The sequence below is a fragment of the Derxia lacustris genome (assembly GCF_002105195.1).
Taxonomy (GTDB): Bacteria; Pseudomonadota; Gammaproteobacteria; order Burkholderiales; family Burkholderiaceae_E; genus Derxia; species Derxia lacustris.
In genome coordinates this window covers 530,925-548,512 of the sequence record NZ_MUHU01000008.1, presented here as the reverse complement: position 1 = coordinate 548,512, position 17,588 = coordinate 530,925, and the positions used below count along the sequence as shown (strand labels likewise).

The 17,588-nt window shown below is 73.7% G+C and carries 8 protein-coding genes; all 8 read left to right on the top strand.

Features of this window, described 5'->3' with window-relative positions; translation table 11 throughout:
• Position 1 precedes the first annotated feature (1 nt).
• Genes vgrG through B9P64_RS08980 form a run of 8 tightly spaced genes read left to right on the top strand, consistent with a single transcriptional unit; the run spans position 2 to position 17,569 of the window.
• On the top strand, positions 2-1,789 hold the full coding sequence (gene vgrG, locus B9P64_RS09010; RefSeq protein ID WP_085315872.1) for a type VI secretion system tip protein VgrG: 1,788 nt from the start codon (positions 2-4) through the stop codon (positions 1,787-1,789).
• A 17-nt stretch (positions 1,790-1,806) separates the two neighbouring features.
• On the top strand, positions 1,807-2,106 hold the full coding sequence (locus tag B9P64_RS09005) for a PAAR domain-containing protein (RefSeq protein WP_085315871.1): 300 nt from the start codon (positions 1,807-1,809) through the stop codon (positions 2,104-2,106).
• Between the two features lies 1 nt (position 2,107).
• Entirely contained in the window at positions 2,108-2,536 is a 429-nt protein-coding gene (locus B9P64_RS09000) for a GPW/gp25 family protein (RefSeq protein ID WP_235839931.1), read from the top strand.
• Positions 2,537-2,548: 12 nt separating this feature from the next.
• Positions 2,549-6,295, top strand: a complete 3,747-nt coding sequence (locus B9P64_RS08995) for a baseplate J/gp47 family protein (RefSeq protein WP_085315870.1) — start codon at positions 2,549-2,551, stop codon at positions 6,293-6,295.
• Complete coding sequence (locus B9P64_RS08990; protein WP_085315869.1) at positions 6,288-7,106, top strand: hypothetical protein; 819 nt, start codon at positions 6,288-6,290, stop codon at positions 7,104-7,106. Before B9P64_RS08995 ends, B9P64_RS08990 begins: the two co-directional genes overlap by 8 nt.
• Positions 7,103-9,547, top strand: coding sequence for a hypothetical protein (locus B9P64_RS08985; RefSeq protein WP_085315868.1), 2,445 nt, complete (start codon positions 7,103-7,105; stop codon positions 9,545-9,547). The genes B9P64_RS08990 and B9P64_RS08985 overlap by 4 nt, the downstream gene beginning before the upstream one ends.
• A complete protein-coding gene (locus B9P64_RS25640) occupies positions 9,544-16,233 on the top strand; it encodes a contractile injection system tape measure protein (RefSeq protein WP_176256776.1) in 6,690 nt (2,229 codons plus the stop codon). The genes B9P64_RS08985 and B9P64_RS25640 overlap by 4 nt, the downstream gene beginning before the upstream one ends.
• Positions 16,217-17,569 carry an ATP-binding protein gene (locus tag B9P64_RS08980; protein ID WP_139826220.1) on the top strand — a complete coding sequence of 451 codons (1,353 nt, stop codon included), beginning with the start codon at positions 16,217-16,219 and terminating at the stop codon, positions 17,567-17,569. The genes B9P64_RS25640 and B9P64_RS08980 overlap by 17 nt, the downstream gene beginning before the upstream one ends.
• Positions 17,570-17,588 lie beyond the last annotated feature (19 nt).

Below are 17,588 nucleotides of genomic sequence, written 5' to 3'. Positions count from 1 at the left end.
GATGGCCACCAGCCCGGAAACCGGCGCCGACGGCGTCCTGCGCATCACCATCAAATGCGACGGCAATCCCGTGAGCGACACGGCCGAATTGCGTTCATTGCGCATCAGCCACGCCATCAATCGCATCGCCTCGGCCACGCTGGTCTTCCTCGACGGCGACATGCCGAATGCCACTTTCCCGATCAGCGATTCCGCCGATTTCAAGCCGGGCGCCAAGGTGACGGTGGCGCTCGGCTATGGCGATGCCGAATTGCCGGTTTTCGAGGGCATCGTGATTCGCCACGGCATTTCGATCGGGCCGGGCAACAACGGGCAATTGGTCGTCGAATGCCGCCATCAATCGGTGACGCTCACGGTCGGGCGCAAGAACGCCTCGTACATCGACCAGAAGGACAGCGACATCATCAGCACGCTGCTTGGCGCCACCGGCCTGAGCACCGACGTGATCGCGACCGACGTGACCCACGGCGAGCTGGTGCAGTACTACTGCACCGACTGGGACTTTGTGGTGGCGCGCGCCGAGGCCAACGGCCTGCTGCTGCTGCCGTCGCCGGGCAAGCTCAAGGTGACAGTGCCAACGGTCAGCGGCGAGACCGTGCTCGACGTGAACTACGGCAGCGACCTCTACGACTTTTCGGCCGAGATGGATGTGCGCAGCCAGCTCGCGACGGTGTCGGCCACGGCCTGGGACCCGGCCAGCCTTGCCACCGTCAACGCCACGTCGGACGCCGGCGCGCTCAACGACCAGGGCGATCTGACCAGCGCGACGCTGGCCGAGGTGATCGGCCTGTCGGCGTATGCGCTGCAAAGCCCGGCCACGCTCGCCAGCGATGCGCTCGAAGCCTGGGCCAAGGGCACGCAGATGCGCGCGGGCCTGGCGCGCATCCGCGGCCACATGCGCTTCCAGGGCAGCGCCACGCCGCAGCCGGGCTGCCTGATCGGCGTGACCGGCGTGGGCAAGCACTTCTCGGGTTCGGTGTTCGTCAACGCGGTCGTGCATGAGATCGACAACGGCAACTGGCTCACCGAGGTGGAATTCGGCCTGCCGCCCGAGCCGATCACCGCGCGCAGCGATGTGGTCGCGCCGCCGGCCTCGGGCTGGGTGCCGGGCATCGAGGGGCTGCACACGGCGCTGGTCACCAAGCTCGACGGCGATCCGGCGGCCGGCCAGCGCATCCAGATCAGCCTGCCGATTCTCGGCAGCGAGGCCCAGCCGGTCTGGGCGCGGCTGGCCAAGTTCTACGCGTCGAACGGCTTTGGCGCCTTCTTCCTGCCCGAGGTCGGCGACGAGGTGATCGTCGGCTTCGTCAACAACGATCCGGGCCAGCCGGTGGTGCTCGGCAGCGTCTACGGCGGCAAGCACGCGCCGCCCTATGAGCTGGCGGCCGAGAACAACACCAAGGCCATCGTCACGCGCAGCAAGCTCAAGCTCGAATTCGACGACGACAAGAAGGTGGTCACGGTCGTCACGCCGGCCGGCAACACCGTGGTGGTGAGCGACGACGGCAAATCCATCCTGTTGCAGGACCAGACCGGCAACAAGGTCGAGCTGGGCACGAGCGGCATCCTGCTCGACAGCCCCAAGGACATCACGCTGACCGCGACCGGCAACATCAAGCTCAGCGCGACCGGCAAGGTGGAAATCGCCGCGACGCAGGACCTGAAGGCCAGCGGCCTCAACGTGACCGCCGAAGCCCAGGTCGCCCTCACCGTGAAAGGCACGGCCACGGCCGAGCTGTCGGCCAGCGGCCAGACCACGGTCAAGGGCGCGCTGGTGATGATCAATTGACCGCGCCCGCCCAGACCATGCCGCCCGCCGCCCGCCTGACCGACATGCACACCTGCCCGATGCAGACGCCCGGCCTGCCGCCGATTCCGCATGTGGGCGGGCCGGTGATCGGCCCCGGCGTGCCGACGGTGCTGATCGGCAAGCTGCCGGCGGCGGTGGTCGGCGACAACGCGGTCTGCGTCGGCCCGCCCGACGCCATCGTGATGGGCTCGACCACGGTGCTGATCGGCGGCAAGCCGGCGGCGCGCATCGGCGACCCGACCGCGCACGGCGGCAGCATCGTGCTGGGCGAGTTCACCGTGATGATCGGCGGCTGACATGGCGATGGACGACGACGCCAGCTTTCTGGGCACCGGCTGGAGCTTTCCGCCGCGCTTCGACCCGGTCACGCGCGATGCCGCGACCGTCTCGGCCGAGGCCGACATCCGCGAAAGCCTGTTCATCCTGCTGTCGACCACGCCGGGCGAGCGGCTGATGCGGCCGACCTACGGCTGCGACCTGCGCAGCATGGTGTTCGAGCAGATCGACACCAATGCCGAGACCCGCATCCGCAATCTGGTCGAGCAGGCGGTGCTGTTCTTCGAGCCGCGCATCACGCTCGACGCGGTCACGCTCGACACCGCCGAGCTGGCCGACGGCCTGCTCAAGATCTCGCTCGACTACACGGTGCGCAGCACCAACAGCCGCTACAACCTCGTCTTCCCGCTGTACATGCAGGAAGGCAATGCGGTGCGGAGCCTGCTGTGACGAGGCGCCCGCGTGGCTGACGGCACCCACCAGCTCGACCGCTTTCCGGCCGCGCTCGGCGCCGGCCGCGTGGGCATCGACGAAAGCACGTTCGCCGACCGCGTGGCGACCAGCGCCGCGCTCGCGCGCCAGCTGCGCTACATCAACCCCGGCATGGGCGGCGCCGAAGCCGACTGGCTGCCGATGTTTGCCGCCGACGATGCGCTCACGCTGGCGCGCGTGCTGGCCATCGATGTCGATGCGCGCAGCGCCGACTTTCTGCGCCTGGCCGACAGCGCCGAGCCAGCGCAATTGCTGCGCCGCTATGCCGAGCTGCGCCGGCCCATCGACGACTGGCTGCATGCGCTGCGGCCGAGCCCGCCGCGCCTGCCCGAGGGCCTGCTCGCGCTGATGCAGCGGGTCGGCGACCCGGCCGCCTTTCCGCCGCCGGCCGGCCCGCCGCCCGCGCGCGACGAACTGCGCCGTGCCTTCGTCGCGCTGGCCAGCCTGATCGAGCGCATGCAGGAGCTGGCGCGCGACGCCCTGCCCGCCGCGCTGGCCGACGGCCAGCACGCGCCGGCGCCGGCGCTGCTGATGGCCTTTCTCCAGCTCTACGACGTGGCGCGCGAGCGGCTCAACGGCTTTGCCGCGCGCCATGCCGACTTCTATTACCGCGATGTGCTGCGCGCCCGGCCGCGCCCGGCGCGCACCGACTGGGCGCATCTCATCTGCCTGCGCACGCCGCGCTTCGACGGCGAGACCCGCATCGCGCGCGGCAGCGTGTTCAGCGCCGGCAAGGACGCCGCCGGCCAGCCGATCGAGTTCGCCGCCGACCACGATCTGCTGGTCACCGATGCGCGCGTGACCGCGCTGCGCACGCTGCGGCTGGAGCGCGACCGGCTGATCTCGCCCGAGCATGAATTCGGCTATGTGTGCCGCGCCCGCGCCAGCGCGCCCAACGCCGAGCCGCTGCCGACCGGCGCCACCGGCGCCGCCGCCGGCCGACCCTGGTGGCCGATGTTCGGCGGCGATGCGGCGGCGGCCATCGGCCATTGCGCGAGCGATGCGCAGATCGGCTTTGCGCTCGCCTCGCCGCTGCTGTTTCTGGCCGAGGGCGAACGCGAAATCCGGCTCGAACTCGCCTTCGACGATGCCGACCCGACGCCCGATGCCGAGCTGCTCGCGCGCCTGCTGGCCGCGACCGACGCCGACGCCTTCCGGCGCGATCTGGGCCACTGGTTTGCGCGCTGGATGTTCGACGCGCGACCGTGGTTCGGCGCCACGCCGCCGGCCGGCTGCCCGAGCGAGGCCGAGCGTCAGGCAGTGGCGGCGCAGGCCGCATTGCTGCTCGGCGCGCGCGTGGGCGAATCGGGCTCGGGCATCGGCGATCCGCTGGCGCTGATCGGCAGCGCGCCGCCCGACCGCGACCTGATCTTCGACCGGGTGATGCGCCATGCCTTCGCGCTCGAACTCAGCTGCGCCGACGGCTGGCGCAGCGCCGATGCCGGCATCGTGCCGCTCGCCGATCTGGGCCATGTGGCCGGGCGCGGCGGCCTGGTGCTGACGACCGAACTCGGGCCCGACGCGCCGGCCGTGGTCGCTGCCGACCCGGCGCTGCACGACGGCCTGGACGGCGCCGGCGCGCCGCTGCTGCGCGCCCGGCTGCGCTCGGGCGCCGGCATGTACTGCCTGTCGCTGCTCGGCCGGCTGCGTATCACGGCGGCGCGCATCGAGGTGACGGTGCGCGGGCTGCGCAATCTGCTGCTGGCCAACCAGTTCGGCGCGCTCGATCCGGCGCGGCCGTTCGCGCCCTTCGGCCCGCTGCCCACGGCCGAATCGTGGCTGGTGGTCGGCGGCGCCGAACTCGCGCGCAAGCCGGTCGTCGACCTCACGCTGCGCCTCGCCTGGGGCGGCCTGCCGCGCGACGACGGCGGCTTTGCCACGCACTACCGCGGCTATCCGGGCGTGCCCGGCAATGCCGATTTCACCGCCGCCTTTGCCGTGCTGCATGACGGCCGCTGGCAGGCCGGCCGGCCGCAGCCGCTGTTTGCCGCCGAGCCCGGCAGCGGCCGGCTGCGCAGCGAGCGCCGGCTGAGCGTGGAGCCCGGCCTGCTGCGCGACCACTTCCGCCCCGGCCAGCCCGAGGCGCGCTACGACCTGACCGCGCGCAATGCCTTCGTGCGGCTGCAACTGGCCAGCCCGCCCGACGCCTTTGGCCATCAGACCTATCCGCGCAGCCTGACCGAGGCGGTGACCCAGAGCGCCAGGCGCAAGCAGCCGGCCCGGCTGCCCAATCCGCCCTACACGCCCACGGTCGAAGGGCTGGCGGTCGATTACCGCGCCGAGGCCCGGATCGACTTTGGCCACGGCCCGCGCGCCGATGCCGCGCCGGCGCTGCGCTTCTTTCATCTGCATCCCTTCGGCAGCCATGAGGTGCATGCGGTTGCGGCCGGCGGCCATCCCTTTCTGCTGCCGGGCTCGGAGGAGGACGGCAACCTCTACCTCGGCATCGAGGCCAGCGAGCTGCAAGGCCCGCTCAGCCTGCTGTTCGAGCTGCGCGAGGAAGCCGCCCATGCCGAGGCCGCCGCCCGGCCACGCCCGGTCTGGGCCTGTCTGGCCAACGACCGCTGGCTGGCGCTGGAAGAAGCGCGCGTGCTGCTCGACACCACGCGCGCCTTTCTGGGCACCGGCATCGTCATGCTCGACATCCCGGCCGCCGCCACGCGCGACAACCGCATCTTTCCGGCCGGCCGGTTCTGGCTGCGCGTGTCGGTGCGCGGCGAGCTGCCGGTGTTCGATGCCTTCGCCGGGCTGTATGCGGTGCGCGCGCAGGCGCTGCGGGTGTCGCGGCTGACGGGCGCGGCCGGCAATGCCAGCGACGGCAGCGCCGATGAAGCCGCCCTCGCGCCGCTGCCGGCCGGCAGCCTGCGCAAGCCGGCGCGGCCGGTGCCGGGCCTGGGCGCGGTCGAGCAGGTCGGCGCCAGCTTCGGCTTCGAGCCGGCCGAGACCCGCGCCGGCCTGCAAACCCGCCTCGGCGAGCGGCTGCGCCACAAGCAGCGCGCCGTCACCGCCTGGGATTACGAGCGCCTCGTGCTCGACCGCTTTCCCGAGGTGCTCAAGGTCAAGTGCTTCATGCACCGCGCCGCGCCCGACCGCATCGACCGCCCCGGCCATGTGCTGGTGATGGTGCTGCCGGCCGCGCGCGGCATGGACGACATCGCCGACCTCGGCGGCCCGCGCCTCAACAGCATTGCGCTGGAGCGCATCGCCGACGAGCTGCGCGCCCTGGCCTCGCCGAGCGTGACGCTGCGCGTGATGAACGCGCGCTACGAGCCGATCCAGGTGCGCTGCGCGGTACGCATCCATGCCGGCCACCAGCCCGGCGTCGCGCTACGCCGGCTCGACCGCGCCATCGGCGACTTTCTCTCGCCGTGGCGCGAGGGCGGCCGGCAGGCGCGCTTCGACTGGACCCTGGCCAGCGACGAGGTCGAAGCCCGCATCCGCGCGCTCGACTACATCGACGACGTGGCGCGGCTGTCGCTGCTGCACTTTGTCGACGACGGCGAGCGCGGCCTGCGCCTGCGCGACAGCGCCCTGGTCGCCGCCGATGGCGCGGCGGTCACGCTGCGCGCCCATTCCCCCGGCTCCATCGCCATCCCGACGGACCGGCACATTCTCACCACATTCGATGCGGGCCAGCCGCGCCTGCCCGAGCCGACCGGCGTCGCCGGGCTCAGCGTGGGCGCCACCTTCATCGTGGGCGGACAAGGCGATGAGTAAGCTGAACCGAAGCACGCTCAAGAACTACTTCACCGACGGCGCGCGGCCGGGTCAGGCGCAGTTCGGCGACCTGATCGACTCGATGCTGAACATGGCCGACGAAGGCTTCAGCAAGACCGCGCAGGACGGCTTTCGCGTGTCCACGCCGGTCAACCACGACGCGCTGCTCAGCTTCTACCGCGACCAGACGCCGCGCGATGCGCACTGGACCGTCGGCTACGACGGCAGCGCCGCCGGGCTGCGGTTTGCGCGCGGGCCCGGTCTGGTCACCGAGGCGGCGCCGCCGGTGCTGCTGCTGGATGCCGCCGGCAATGTCGGCGTGGGCACCGCCGCGCCGGCCCAGCTGCTGGACGTGGCCGGCACCGTGGCGATGCAGGGCCGCAGCGGCCAGCCGGTGCAGCCGACCGAAGCCGATCCGCTGCTCGCCAACGGCGAATGGCAGAACCTCACCGGCGAGCTGACGGCCTGCCAGGGCTTCGAGGTGATGGCCGGCACCGGCCGCGTCGGCGAGGGCCGCTATGCGCTCTTGCATGCGATTGCACTCAACACCTTCAATCCGCGCGACCGCTGGCTCGGCTGGCTGCGGCCGCGCTCGGGCATCCGCAGCACCCATGCCTGGTACGGCCGGCGCTGCGACCGGCTGCAACTGCGCTGGCACGGCGACAGCGGCAAGAACGCGCGCTACCGGCTGCAAATCCGCACCGGCTGCGATTACGGCGCCGGCGTGCTCATCCAGGTGCAGCTCACGCAACTCTGGAGCGATGCCTTCATGGCCGGCGCGGCACCCGCCGTGCCCAGCGCGCCCGCATGACCGGCCCGTCCGCCAGCATTGCGCGCCGCCAGCCCGAGGCCGACGACGCCAGCTTCGAGCGGCTGCTGGCGCGCGGCGTGGAGCTGGCGCAGGCGCTGAGCGGCGGCGTCTGGACCGACTACAACGCCCACGATCCCGGCCTGACGCTGCTGGAGCAGCTGTGCTTCGCGCTGACCGAGGTCATCTACCGCAACGACTTTCCGGTTGCCGACCATCTGGCCGCGTCCGACGGCCGGCTCGATGCCGACCTGCTCGCGCTGCCGCCGCCGGCGCGCGCCCTGCCCTGCCGCGCCACCACCGCCGACGACTACCGCCGGCTGCTGCTCGACCGCATCGACGAACTCGACGACGCGATGCCGGCGCAGGCCGGCAGCACGCCCGGCCTGTGGACGCTCGCGCTGCGCGCCAGCCGGGTCGAGGCCGCGAGCCTGAGCGGCCGGGCGCGCGCCGTGTGGCTCGGCCAGCGCAACCTCGGTGAAGACCTGGACCCGGCCGTCGCCACCGTGGCCGAGCGCGATTGCGAGCTGGTCGGCGAGATCGAGATCGGCGGCGCGCGCGACCCGGTCGAGATCGCCGCCGACATCCATGCCAGCTGCGCGCGCTACATCGCCGACCGGCCGCAGCGCCATCGGCATGACGAACTCATCGCCGCCGGCGCCAGCGTCGAGGACGTGTTCACCGGGCCGGACACGCCGAACGGCGTGTTCGACACCGGCGCAGCGCTCACGGCCAAGTCGCTCTACGTGGGCGATCTGCGGCAACTGGTCGCCGACATCGACGGCGTGCGCGAGGTGCTGAGCCTGGCGCTGCAACCGCCGCCCGATGCCGACGGCCAGCCCGCGCGCCCGGTGACCGGCTCGCTGCCCTGGCGCGACGTGGGCTGGGCGCTGCGGCTGCGCGCGCCCGACCGGCCCGGCTTTCCCGAGCTGCCCCGGCTGGCGCTGCTGCGGCGCGGCCGGCGCGTGGACATCGATCCGGCCGCGTTTGCCGCGCGCTTTCACGACCAGCGCACCGCCATCTTTGCGCTGCGCGAAGCCGTGACCGGCGACATGGCCGACCTGGCCGAGCTGCCGCGCGGCCGCCATCGCCAGCTCGACCGGCACCGCTCCATCGCGCTCGATCTGCCCGAGGTGTACGGCGTGGGCCGGCGCGGCCTGCCGCATTCGGCCGATGCCGAACGGCGCGCGGCGGCGCTGCAACTCAAGGCTTATCTGGCGCTGTTCGACCAGATTCTGGCCAATGGACTTGCGCACTTGCAGCAGGCGCGGCGGCTGTTCTCGACCGGGCTCGACGCCGGCATCGGCGCCGGCTGGCGGCTGCTCGACGACGACGCGCTGCCGGGCATTGATGCGCTGTGGCGCAATCCGCCCGAGCGCATCGAGCGCGGCGTGTATCTGGACAGCGACCGCTGGGCCGACCGCAAGCACCGCGCGCTCGACCATCTGCTGGCGCTGCACGGCGAGTCGCTGACGCAGAACACCCAGCGCCAGTTCCTCGGCCATCTGTGGCCGGCCGGGCAGGAGCAGGCGCTGCTGCGCAACAAGGCCGATTACCTGATCGCCATCCTCACGCTCGGGCGCGACCGCGCGGCGGGCTTCGACTACAGCCGGCCGAGCTGGGGCCGCAGCGACAACGGCTGCTCGCTGGCGCGGCGCGTGGGGCTGCTGCTCGGCTTCGAATGGAGCGGCAGCCGGCCGCTGGCGACCGAGGTCATGCACTGGCGCGCGCATTTCGCGCGCATGGCACCCGATGCGGCGCCGGCCGGCGGCGAGGGCATGCGCCTGCTCGCGCGGCTGCTCGGCGGGCGCGCCGACCTGCTGGACGACGCGCTGCTCGGCGCGGCCTGCCATGAGCGCAACTTCTCGCTGCGCGCCCGGAACGACGGGCAGACGCTGCTGCTCGCGCTCGACGAGGCGGGCACCGCGCCGCGCGAGCTGGGCCGCTTCGATTCCGCCGCCGAGGCCTGGCGCGCGGCGCGCGCGCTGCGCGGCCTGGCGCTGCATCTGGCGCGGCGTGCCGAAGGCTTGCATCTGGTCGAGCATCTGCTGCTGCGGCCGCTCGGGCGGACCGACTTCCATCGCCGCGCGCTCGGCACGGACGACGGCGCCGCCTTCGATGCCGCGCTGGCCGATTTCTGCGCCGCGCGCGTCAGCCTCGTGCTGCCGGCCTGGGGACCGCGTTGCGGCGACCCGCTGTTCCGCCACCACCTCGCCGATCTCGTGCGCGAGCACGCGCCGGCCCATCTGCTGGTCGAGCCGGTCTGGCTCGACAGCGCCACGCTCGGCGCCTTCGAGACCGACTACGAGAAATGGCTCGCCGACCGCGTCGCGCTCGCGGCCGCCGATCCCGCCTCCGGCCCCGACGACGACCTGCTGCGGCGCCACGACCGCCATGCCGCCCGCCTCGCGCGGCTGCTGCGTCAAGCGGGAGCGCGGCCATGAGCGGCCACCTGATCGACGCGCTCGACCTCGACTTCCGCTTCGATGACGAAGCGCTGGCCTTCGACCTCCAGTCGCGGCTGGTCGATTGCGCGCGGCGTGGCATGGCCGAGCTGATCGCCGATCGCTTCGACCGCGCGAGCCCGCCCGACGAGGTGCTGCGCATCGACACGCTGGAACTGGACCTCGGCGTGCTGCCGGCGGACGACTTCGAGGCCGTCTTCCTGCGCCGGCTGGGCGAGGCGCTGGATGACTGGCTGGCGGGGCTGAGGGCCCGCGGCGCGACGCCGAGTCGGCTCGCGCGCGGCGAGGCCGACATCGAGGCGCTGCGGCATTTCCTGCTGCACGGCCGGCTGCCCTGGCATGTGGGTGGGACCGATGCCGCCACGCTCGACCGGCTGGCGCGCTCGGCGATGGTCGCGGCGCCCGATGCGCTCGCGCGCTCGCTCGGGCCGCTGCTCGACCGGCCCGGCGTTGCACGCCGGCTCGACGCGCAGTTCGCGCCGGCCTGGGTCGCGCGGCTGCGCGAAAGCGCGCACAGGATGACGGCGCCGGCAGCCGGAAGCGAGACGACGGCAGCGCATTCGGACGAGTCCCCGGCCGCGTCGGCGATGACGACGGCCGGCGCGGATCCGGGCGAGAACTCGGCGGCAGGATCTCCGGGCAGCCCCCTGGGCACGCCTCTGACGCCCGAAGCGGCGTCCGCGCTGAACGCGTCAGCGCGGACGCCGGGCCGCGTCGCCACCGCCACGCCGTTCCGCACGCCGCCCGCGCCGATCGCCGCGCCGGCGTCCTCCCATGCCCACGCCCACGCTGTCGCTACTGTCGCAGTCGCCGACGGTGCTCCCGGCCCGTCCACGCCGGACGGCGTGACCGATGTGCGGCGCCTCCGGCTGCTCGATCGCCTCGCCGGCAGGGAGCCATTCGCCGACGCGTCGATCTGGCTCGACGCGCTCGCGGACGATCGTGCCTGGACCGTCGGCCGACTGACCGAGGCACTGCGCATCCGGCGCCTGCGCCGCGCGCTCGCCGCGGCTGGCGACGACCGGCTGTTCGAGGCGGTGCTGACGCTCTGGCTGGCACCTGCCGAAGCGCGGCGGTCCGCACGGGCGTTGGCGCGTTCCACCCGGCCCGGCGCTTCGGGCGTGGGAACCACCGCCGAGCCGCCCGGAGTGCGGCCGTCCGCCGGCGTCGCGCCTGCTTCGGCTGCTTCGACCGCCCCGGTCGCTCAGGCCGCTTCGATTGCTCCGGCCGCTCCGAGCGCTCCGATCACCGCGCCCCAGCCGATCCGCGAGCTGGCGCTGGCGACCCTCGTCTTCTCGCTCGACACGGCCGACGCCGGGATGCCGGCGGCGCTTGACGTCGCCTCCATCACGCCGCGACGCCTGCGCCTGCTCGTCGCGCTGCACGCCGATGACGGCGCCACGTTGGCCGCCGAACTGCCCGGCCTGCTCGCCGAGGACACCGGCTGGCTCGCATCGGCGCTCGCCGTGCTCGGGCGCGAACGGCGCTGGCGCCGCCGACTGGCCAGCGTGCCGCTGACGCCGGAACACTTCGCGCGGCTGATCGCGCTCTGGCTCGCTCCCGAGCCACGGCGGGCGCTGCTGGCGCATGTCGGTCTGACGGATGAGCGCGATGCCGACGCCGGCGCCGAGCCGTCGAGCCTTGCGGCCGGCACGCCCGAGGCCAGGGAAGCCGCGCTCGCCCATGTGCTGCTGGACCTCGACGCCGGGCGCAGTCCCTTCGATGCGGCCTTCTTCGGCGCCGCCGGAGCCGGAGCCGCAGAAGCATCGAGCCCGCCGGGCATGCCGCTGGCAAACGTGCCACTGCCGCTGGGACGGCTGCTGCTGAGCCTGCTGCCGGAGCTGTCGCGGCGGTCGGTACCGCCCCTGCAGCCCGTTGAGGCCCCGCCGCCCGGCGCGCCGGGCGTCGACCTGACGCTGCGGGCGGCTCTCGACATCGCCCTCGGCGATGCCCCCCGGCGGCGGCGCCTTGCTGGCGCCGCGCGCGCCGAGCGTCTGCTGCCTGAGTTGCTCGCGCTGTGGCTCGCGCCGGCGGAGGTCGCCTCCGCGCTCGCCATGCTTCGCGCCTTCGAGAACATCGCGCGCACGGCAGTCGGCGAGGGAGGAGTGCCGGCGTCGCCGTCACCGGGCGCGCAAGCCGAGGCGGGCAGGCCCGGCGATGGCGCCGACCACGACCATGCCGCCGTTGTCGCCCTCGATCGTCTGCTCGCCGCCTTGGCAGCCGGCACCGGCCTCCAAGGCTGGCTGCGCCCGGACCATGTCGCCCCGGCGCCCCGGTCTGCGGCTGGCGCCGGGACCGCGCGGACTGACGCGGACGGGATGGCGGTCGGGAGCGGCGGCGCGCTCGGTCGCACGACATCCGACGACCGCGCCGACACCGACACCGACACCGACACTGGTATCGGCATCGGCATCGGCATCGGCATCGGCGTTGATGCTGACGTTGACGGCAACGCCACGGATGACGCCAGCGCCGACGACCTGCCCGACCGGCTGTCGCGCGCCTTCGACCATGCCGATGCCGACACCCTGGTCCGCCTGCTGCCGGCGGCGCTGTCCACCCACGGCGAGCGCATCGCGCGTCGCCTCGCCGATCTGACCCGTTCCGCCAGCTATCGTCGGCAGCTGAGCGCCGCGCTTCCACCCGTGCTCTTGCGCCAGCTGCCGCTGACCGGCCTGACTGACCTGAACGACCCGACCGATCTGGCCAGGCTGCCCTATCGAACGGAGTCCGGCGCCACTGTCCCCGCGGCCGGCCCCAACCCGCCGCCCGTGAGTGATGCGAGAGCCGGCTCCCTTCCGTACGGCGCACCCGACGCATCGCTCCCGGCCGGTGGTCAGCCACTCCGATCGACGCCCGCCGATCGGCCGACGGCCGACTCCGCACGAACCGCAAGCATCGGCGCCGCCCAGGCCCACGATGACGGGCCCGCTCCCGACACGCCGGGCGCAGTCGGCATGGGCGACCGCGCCCAGCAAGACTCGGTGGAAGCTCCCGCTCCCGCGCCTGCCCGCCGCGCCGCGCGCGTCGATCTCGACGCCGCCTTCCATGCCGGGCGGACCGCCGATTTCCACGCCCGCCTGCGCGATCTGCTCGCCACCGACCGCGACTGGCTCGCGGGCTGGCTGCGCGACATCGGCCGTGCCCGCCGCCTGCGCAAGCGCCTCGCCGCGCAACTCGACGACGCGCGTGCCGATGCGATCGCGCGACTGCTGCTGCCCGCCGTCATCGCCGACGGCATGACGCTGGCCGCTGACGCCATCGCACCGGAACGGCGTTCGGGCTGGCTGCTCGACCTGCTGCTCACACCCGACACCCACGCGCTTGCCCGGCCCGCCGCCGCGTTGTTCGCGGCCCTCCGCGATGCGCCCGCCGATGCTCGCCTGCGCCGCCTCTGGCTGGCCTGGGCCGCCGCACTCGACACGCTGCCCGCGCCAGCCAGCGCCCTCGCTGCCGCCTTCGCCCGCCCGGCCCCCAACCGAAGTCACGCGACCACCGCGTCTCCCGAAGGGTCGGGCGCCAGCGCGCTCGCCACCCGCCTCCTCGCGGTGCTGCCGCACGCGGAGCTGATCGGCCTGCTGCGCCGCCTGGCCGATGGCGACGAACAAGTCTTCGACGCCCTGCTGACCCTGGTCGATGCCACCGCTGCCGGCACGCCGCGCACCGACATCGCCGACCCTGCCCCGGACGCCGCGCCCGCCACCGAAGCCGCAGAAGCCGCCGAGGTCGCCAAAGCCACCGAGGCCGCTGAAGCCACCCAAGGCGCCGACGCCACAGAAGGCGGAAAACGCGCGGACACCGAATCGCCCTCGGCCGCCCTCCTCGCCCGCCGGCAACGCGTCGAGGCCCTGCTGCTGCTGCCCCTGCCCGGCGCCGATGCCGCCGACCTCTGGCGCGACGACCGGACCTCGGCCGCGACCCTCATGTCGTTCATCGATGACCGGGTGACCGACCCCGATCCCGATCACGACGACTTGCGACTCAGCCTCGCCACCGATGCCGACTGGTTGCGCGCCCTGCTGCGCGATCTGGCCCGATCGCCGCGCCAGCGGGCCCGGCTCGCCCAGCGGCTCGCGATCGCTCCGGGCGTCGGCGTTCTCGCGCGGCTGCTGATCGACGATCCGCAGGCGCCGGCCTCGACACCGGCGCGGCCGCCGCTCCCCGTCAACGTGACGGCCCCCGGCCAACCCGAGGCGGCCGGCGCGGCATCGCGGTCGAAGGACGCCGCGAGTTCGGGTCCGGCAGCCGTGGTCACGTCCGCCGTCAGCGCCGGGCCTGTCGCTGCCCTCCGCTCCAACGGGCGGCAAGCAGAAACACGAAGGCCGGGCAAGGCCGATCCCCTGGTTGACAGCTTCGAGCACGGCTGGCTCGGGGGCGATGCCGACCTGCTCGCCGCGAGCCTCGCCCACCCGCCGGGCGAGGGCCTGACCGCCGCGCTGCGCGAGCGTGTGCTCGACCTCGGCGCCTCGCCGCGCCTGCGCGCGCGTCTCGCGCGCCTCCTCGCGCCCGATGCGCGCGCGCGCCTGCAAGCCGCCCTCGGTTTCGATCTCGGTGCCGATCCGCCGCCCGACGCGCTTGCGGCCCAGGCCGATCCGCCTGAGCTGCCGCCCGGCGCGTTCACGACCACCGCCGCCCCGAACACCGCCACGTCCAATGCCGCCGACCCGAGCCCGGCTGTCGTCGGTACCCGGCAGCCCGCCCCGCCCGCCGACGCGCGGGCCGACGCACCGGATGCGGCAGCCATCACCGCCGCGCGCCGCGAACGCGTCTCGGCCCATCTGCTCCGCCACTGGCAGGCCACGCCCGCACCCGCCACCGATGCCCGGTTGCACGCCGAACTCCGCGCCAGCGCCGACTGGCGGCTCACCCTCGCCGAAGACCGCGCCTGGCTCGACGGCTGGCTCGACGAATGCTCGGCACGCAGCGAATCGAGGGCCGGGGCGCTTCTCCTCCGCATCGTGCTCGCCGCCCGGGAAACCCCGCCACCGCCGACGCCCGACGACATCGCCGCCGCATCAGCCTCCGGCACCCATCCGGCGACCCGGGTCCGCCGCAAGCATCTCGCCCACTGGATGCTGAGGTATCGCTCGCGCGGCGGACTCGGGCTGCCGCCCGGCCTCACCGAGACGCCCGCCTGGCGGGCGACGCTTGCCGAGGATTGCGAGTGGCTCGCCACCGCACTGCGGCGCTTCTCGCATCCGAACCGCGCCGCGTGGGCCAGGGCTCGGCAGGCGAGTCCCGAGGCACGCGCGCTCGCCGATTGGCTGCTCGCCGCACCGCCCGCGACGGCGAACGAGTCGGTCGCCGTCGCCTTCGCCGCGCTGACCGGAGCCAGGGGCGCGAACTCCGATGCAAGCCTCGCCCGGCTCGCGGCGCGGTCGTCCGCGCCGCGAGCCGCTGCCGATTCCGCTGCCCACGAGGCCGTTGGTGCGGTCACGGTCGGCGATGGCCCGGGCGCGGTCGTTGGTGCCGGCAAGGCCGTCACGGCAGCGGGCGAGGCCACCGCGCCGGCGCCCGCCGGATCGGCGTCGGCTGACGATGTCCGTCGCTTCCTGCGCCATCTCGCCGAGGACGCGGCGGACGACCGCCCGCCGGCCGCCGCCAGCCTTGAGGCTGTCCGCGTCGCGGCCCTGCGCGCCCTGGCCAGCGGCGGCTCCGCGTTGCGCATCGCGCTCGACCGCCGGCTCGACTCGCCGCTCGCCGCGCGCCGTCTGATCGAGCTGCTCGGCCCTGATCACCTCCCGCGCGCGACCGATCTGCTCCTGCCCGCCAGCCGCGTGCCCGAGGCCGTCGCCGCCGCCGTCGCGGCCGTCGCCATCCGGCCCAACGCGCCGGCGCGCGACCAGCTCGCCGAGACTGCCTGGCGCCTCGCCCTGCGCCATCTGTTCGAGGAAGGCCGCCGCGCCGACGCTTCCGGCCTGGCCGCCGACCTGCGCGTCGCGCTCGAACAGACGCTTCCGCCCGGCGTCGCCTCCACGCCGGCCATTCCCCGCGACCCGGGCCAGCCGGCCGCCGATCACCGCATCGTCCGCGCCTTCGCGCCCGGAACGCCCGCCGCCGCCGAGCGCCAACCCGCCGCGACCGCCCGAGCGCCCGTCGCCGCCCGTGCCTCCGCGCCGGACCCCTGGCGCTTCGAGGATGCCCCGCCCGCCGCCACCGAGCGCGAGCCCATCCCCGTCACCAACGCCGGCCTGGTCCTCGCCGGCCCCTATCTCCCGCGCCTGCTCGCCATGCTCAAGCTCGTCGAACAGGGCCGTTTCACCGGCCCGGACGCCGCCGAGCGCGCCGTCCACCTGATGCAGATGGTCGTCACCGGCCAGCCCGACACGCCCGAGCCGCTGCTGGTGCTCAACAAGCTCATGTGCGGCCTGCTGCCCGAGACGCCGGTGCGGCGCGAGATCGGCCCCGCGCCGGCCGAGACCGCCGCCGTCGACGGCATGCTCGACGCGATGCGCCAGCACTGGACCGCGCTCGGCAAGACCTCGACCGCCGGCCTGCGCGAAGCCTTCCTGCAACGCGAAGGCCGGCTGCTGCGCGCCGACGACCGCTGGGAGTTGCGCGTCGCGCCGCGCAGCTACGACATGCTGCTCGACCGCATTCCCTGGGGCTTTCGCACCGTCAAGTTCGCCTGGATGAAGGAGCCGATCCATGTCGACTGGCGCTGACCGGCTCGCGGCCAATGCCGCCGCGCTCGAGCGCGAACTCGACTGGCTCGACGCCGTGCTGCATGCGCGGCTCGACCTGCACTTCGGCCAAGCCGGCGCGGTCGCGCGCATCGACGACATCGCGCCGCCGGCCGCCAGCGACTCCGATCACGCCGAACTCGTCGCCCGCCTCGGCCTCGGCTTCGACGAGCGCCTCGCGCTGGCGCTCGCGCTCGCGCCGCATCTGCGCCCGCGCCTGCTCGACAGCCTGTTCCTGCGCAACACCACGCTCGACCGCGGCTTCACCGAGTTCGGCGGCTGGAAGGGCAAGCTGCACGGCGGCTTCCTGCCCACGGCCGAGACCGCCGCCTTCCTGGCCGCCGGCGACGATCTCGCGCGCCGCTTTGCGCTGCGCCGCCGGCTCGACGACGACGCGCCGCTGCGCCGCGAAGGCGTGCTGCGGCTCGACCATGACGCGCCCGGCGAGCCCTTCTTCTGCGTGCCGCTGCGCCTGGCCGACGAATACCTCGACCTGCTCACGCTCGGCCGCCGCCACAAGCCCGATTTCAGCGCCGGCTTCCCGGCGCATCGGCTCGAAACCCCGCTCGGCTGGAGCGATCTGGTGCTGGCGCCCGAGGTGCTGGCCGAGATCGACGCGATCCGCACCTGGCTCGCCCACTCGGCCACGCTGCTTGACGACTGGAAGCTGGCCAAGGCGCTCAAGCCCGGCTATCGCAGCCTGTTCTACGGCCCGCCCGGCACCGGCAAGACGCTGACCGCCACGCTGCTCGGCCAGGCCAGCGGCGCCGACGTGTACCGGATCGACCTGTCGATGGTCGTCTCCAAGTACATCGGCGAGACCGAGAAGAACCTGGCCCATGTGTTCGACCAGGCCGCGAGCCGCAACTGGCTGCTGTTCTTCGACGAGGCCGATGCGCTGTTCGGCAAGCGCACCGCCACGTCCAGCTCCAACGACCGCCACGCCAACCAGGAAGTGGCCTATCTGCTGCAACGCATCGAGGACTTCCCGGGCACGGTGCTGCTGGCCACCAACCTCAAATCCAACATCGACGACGCCTTCGCACGGCGCTTCCAGTCGCTCGTCTACTTCCCGATGCCCGATGCGGCGCAGCGGCTGCGGCTGTGGGAATCGGTGCTGCTGCCGACCGGCCGCCTCGCCGCCGACGTGGACCTGCGCCGGCTCGCCGACGAGCACGAACTGGCCGGCGGCGCCATCGCCAACGTCGTGCGCTACGCCGCCATCGCCGCCCTGCAGACCGGGCGCGACCAGATCAACGCCGCCGACCTCAGGCGCGGCATCGCCAAGGAAATGCGCAAGGAAGGCCGCACGCGCTGAGCGCCGCGCCGCCTTGCAG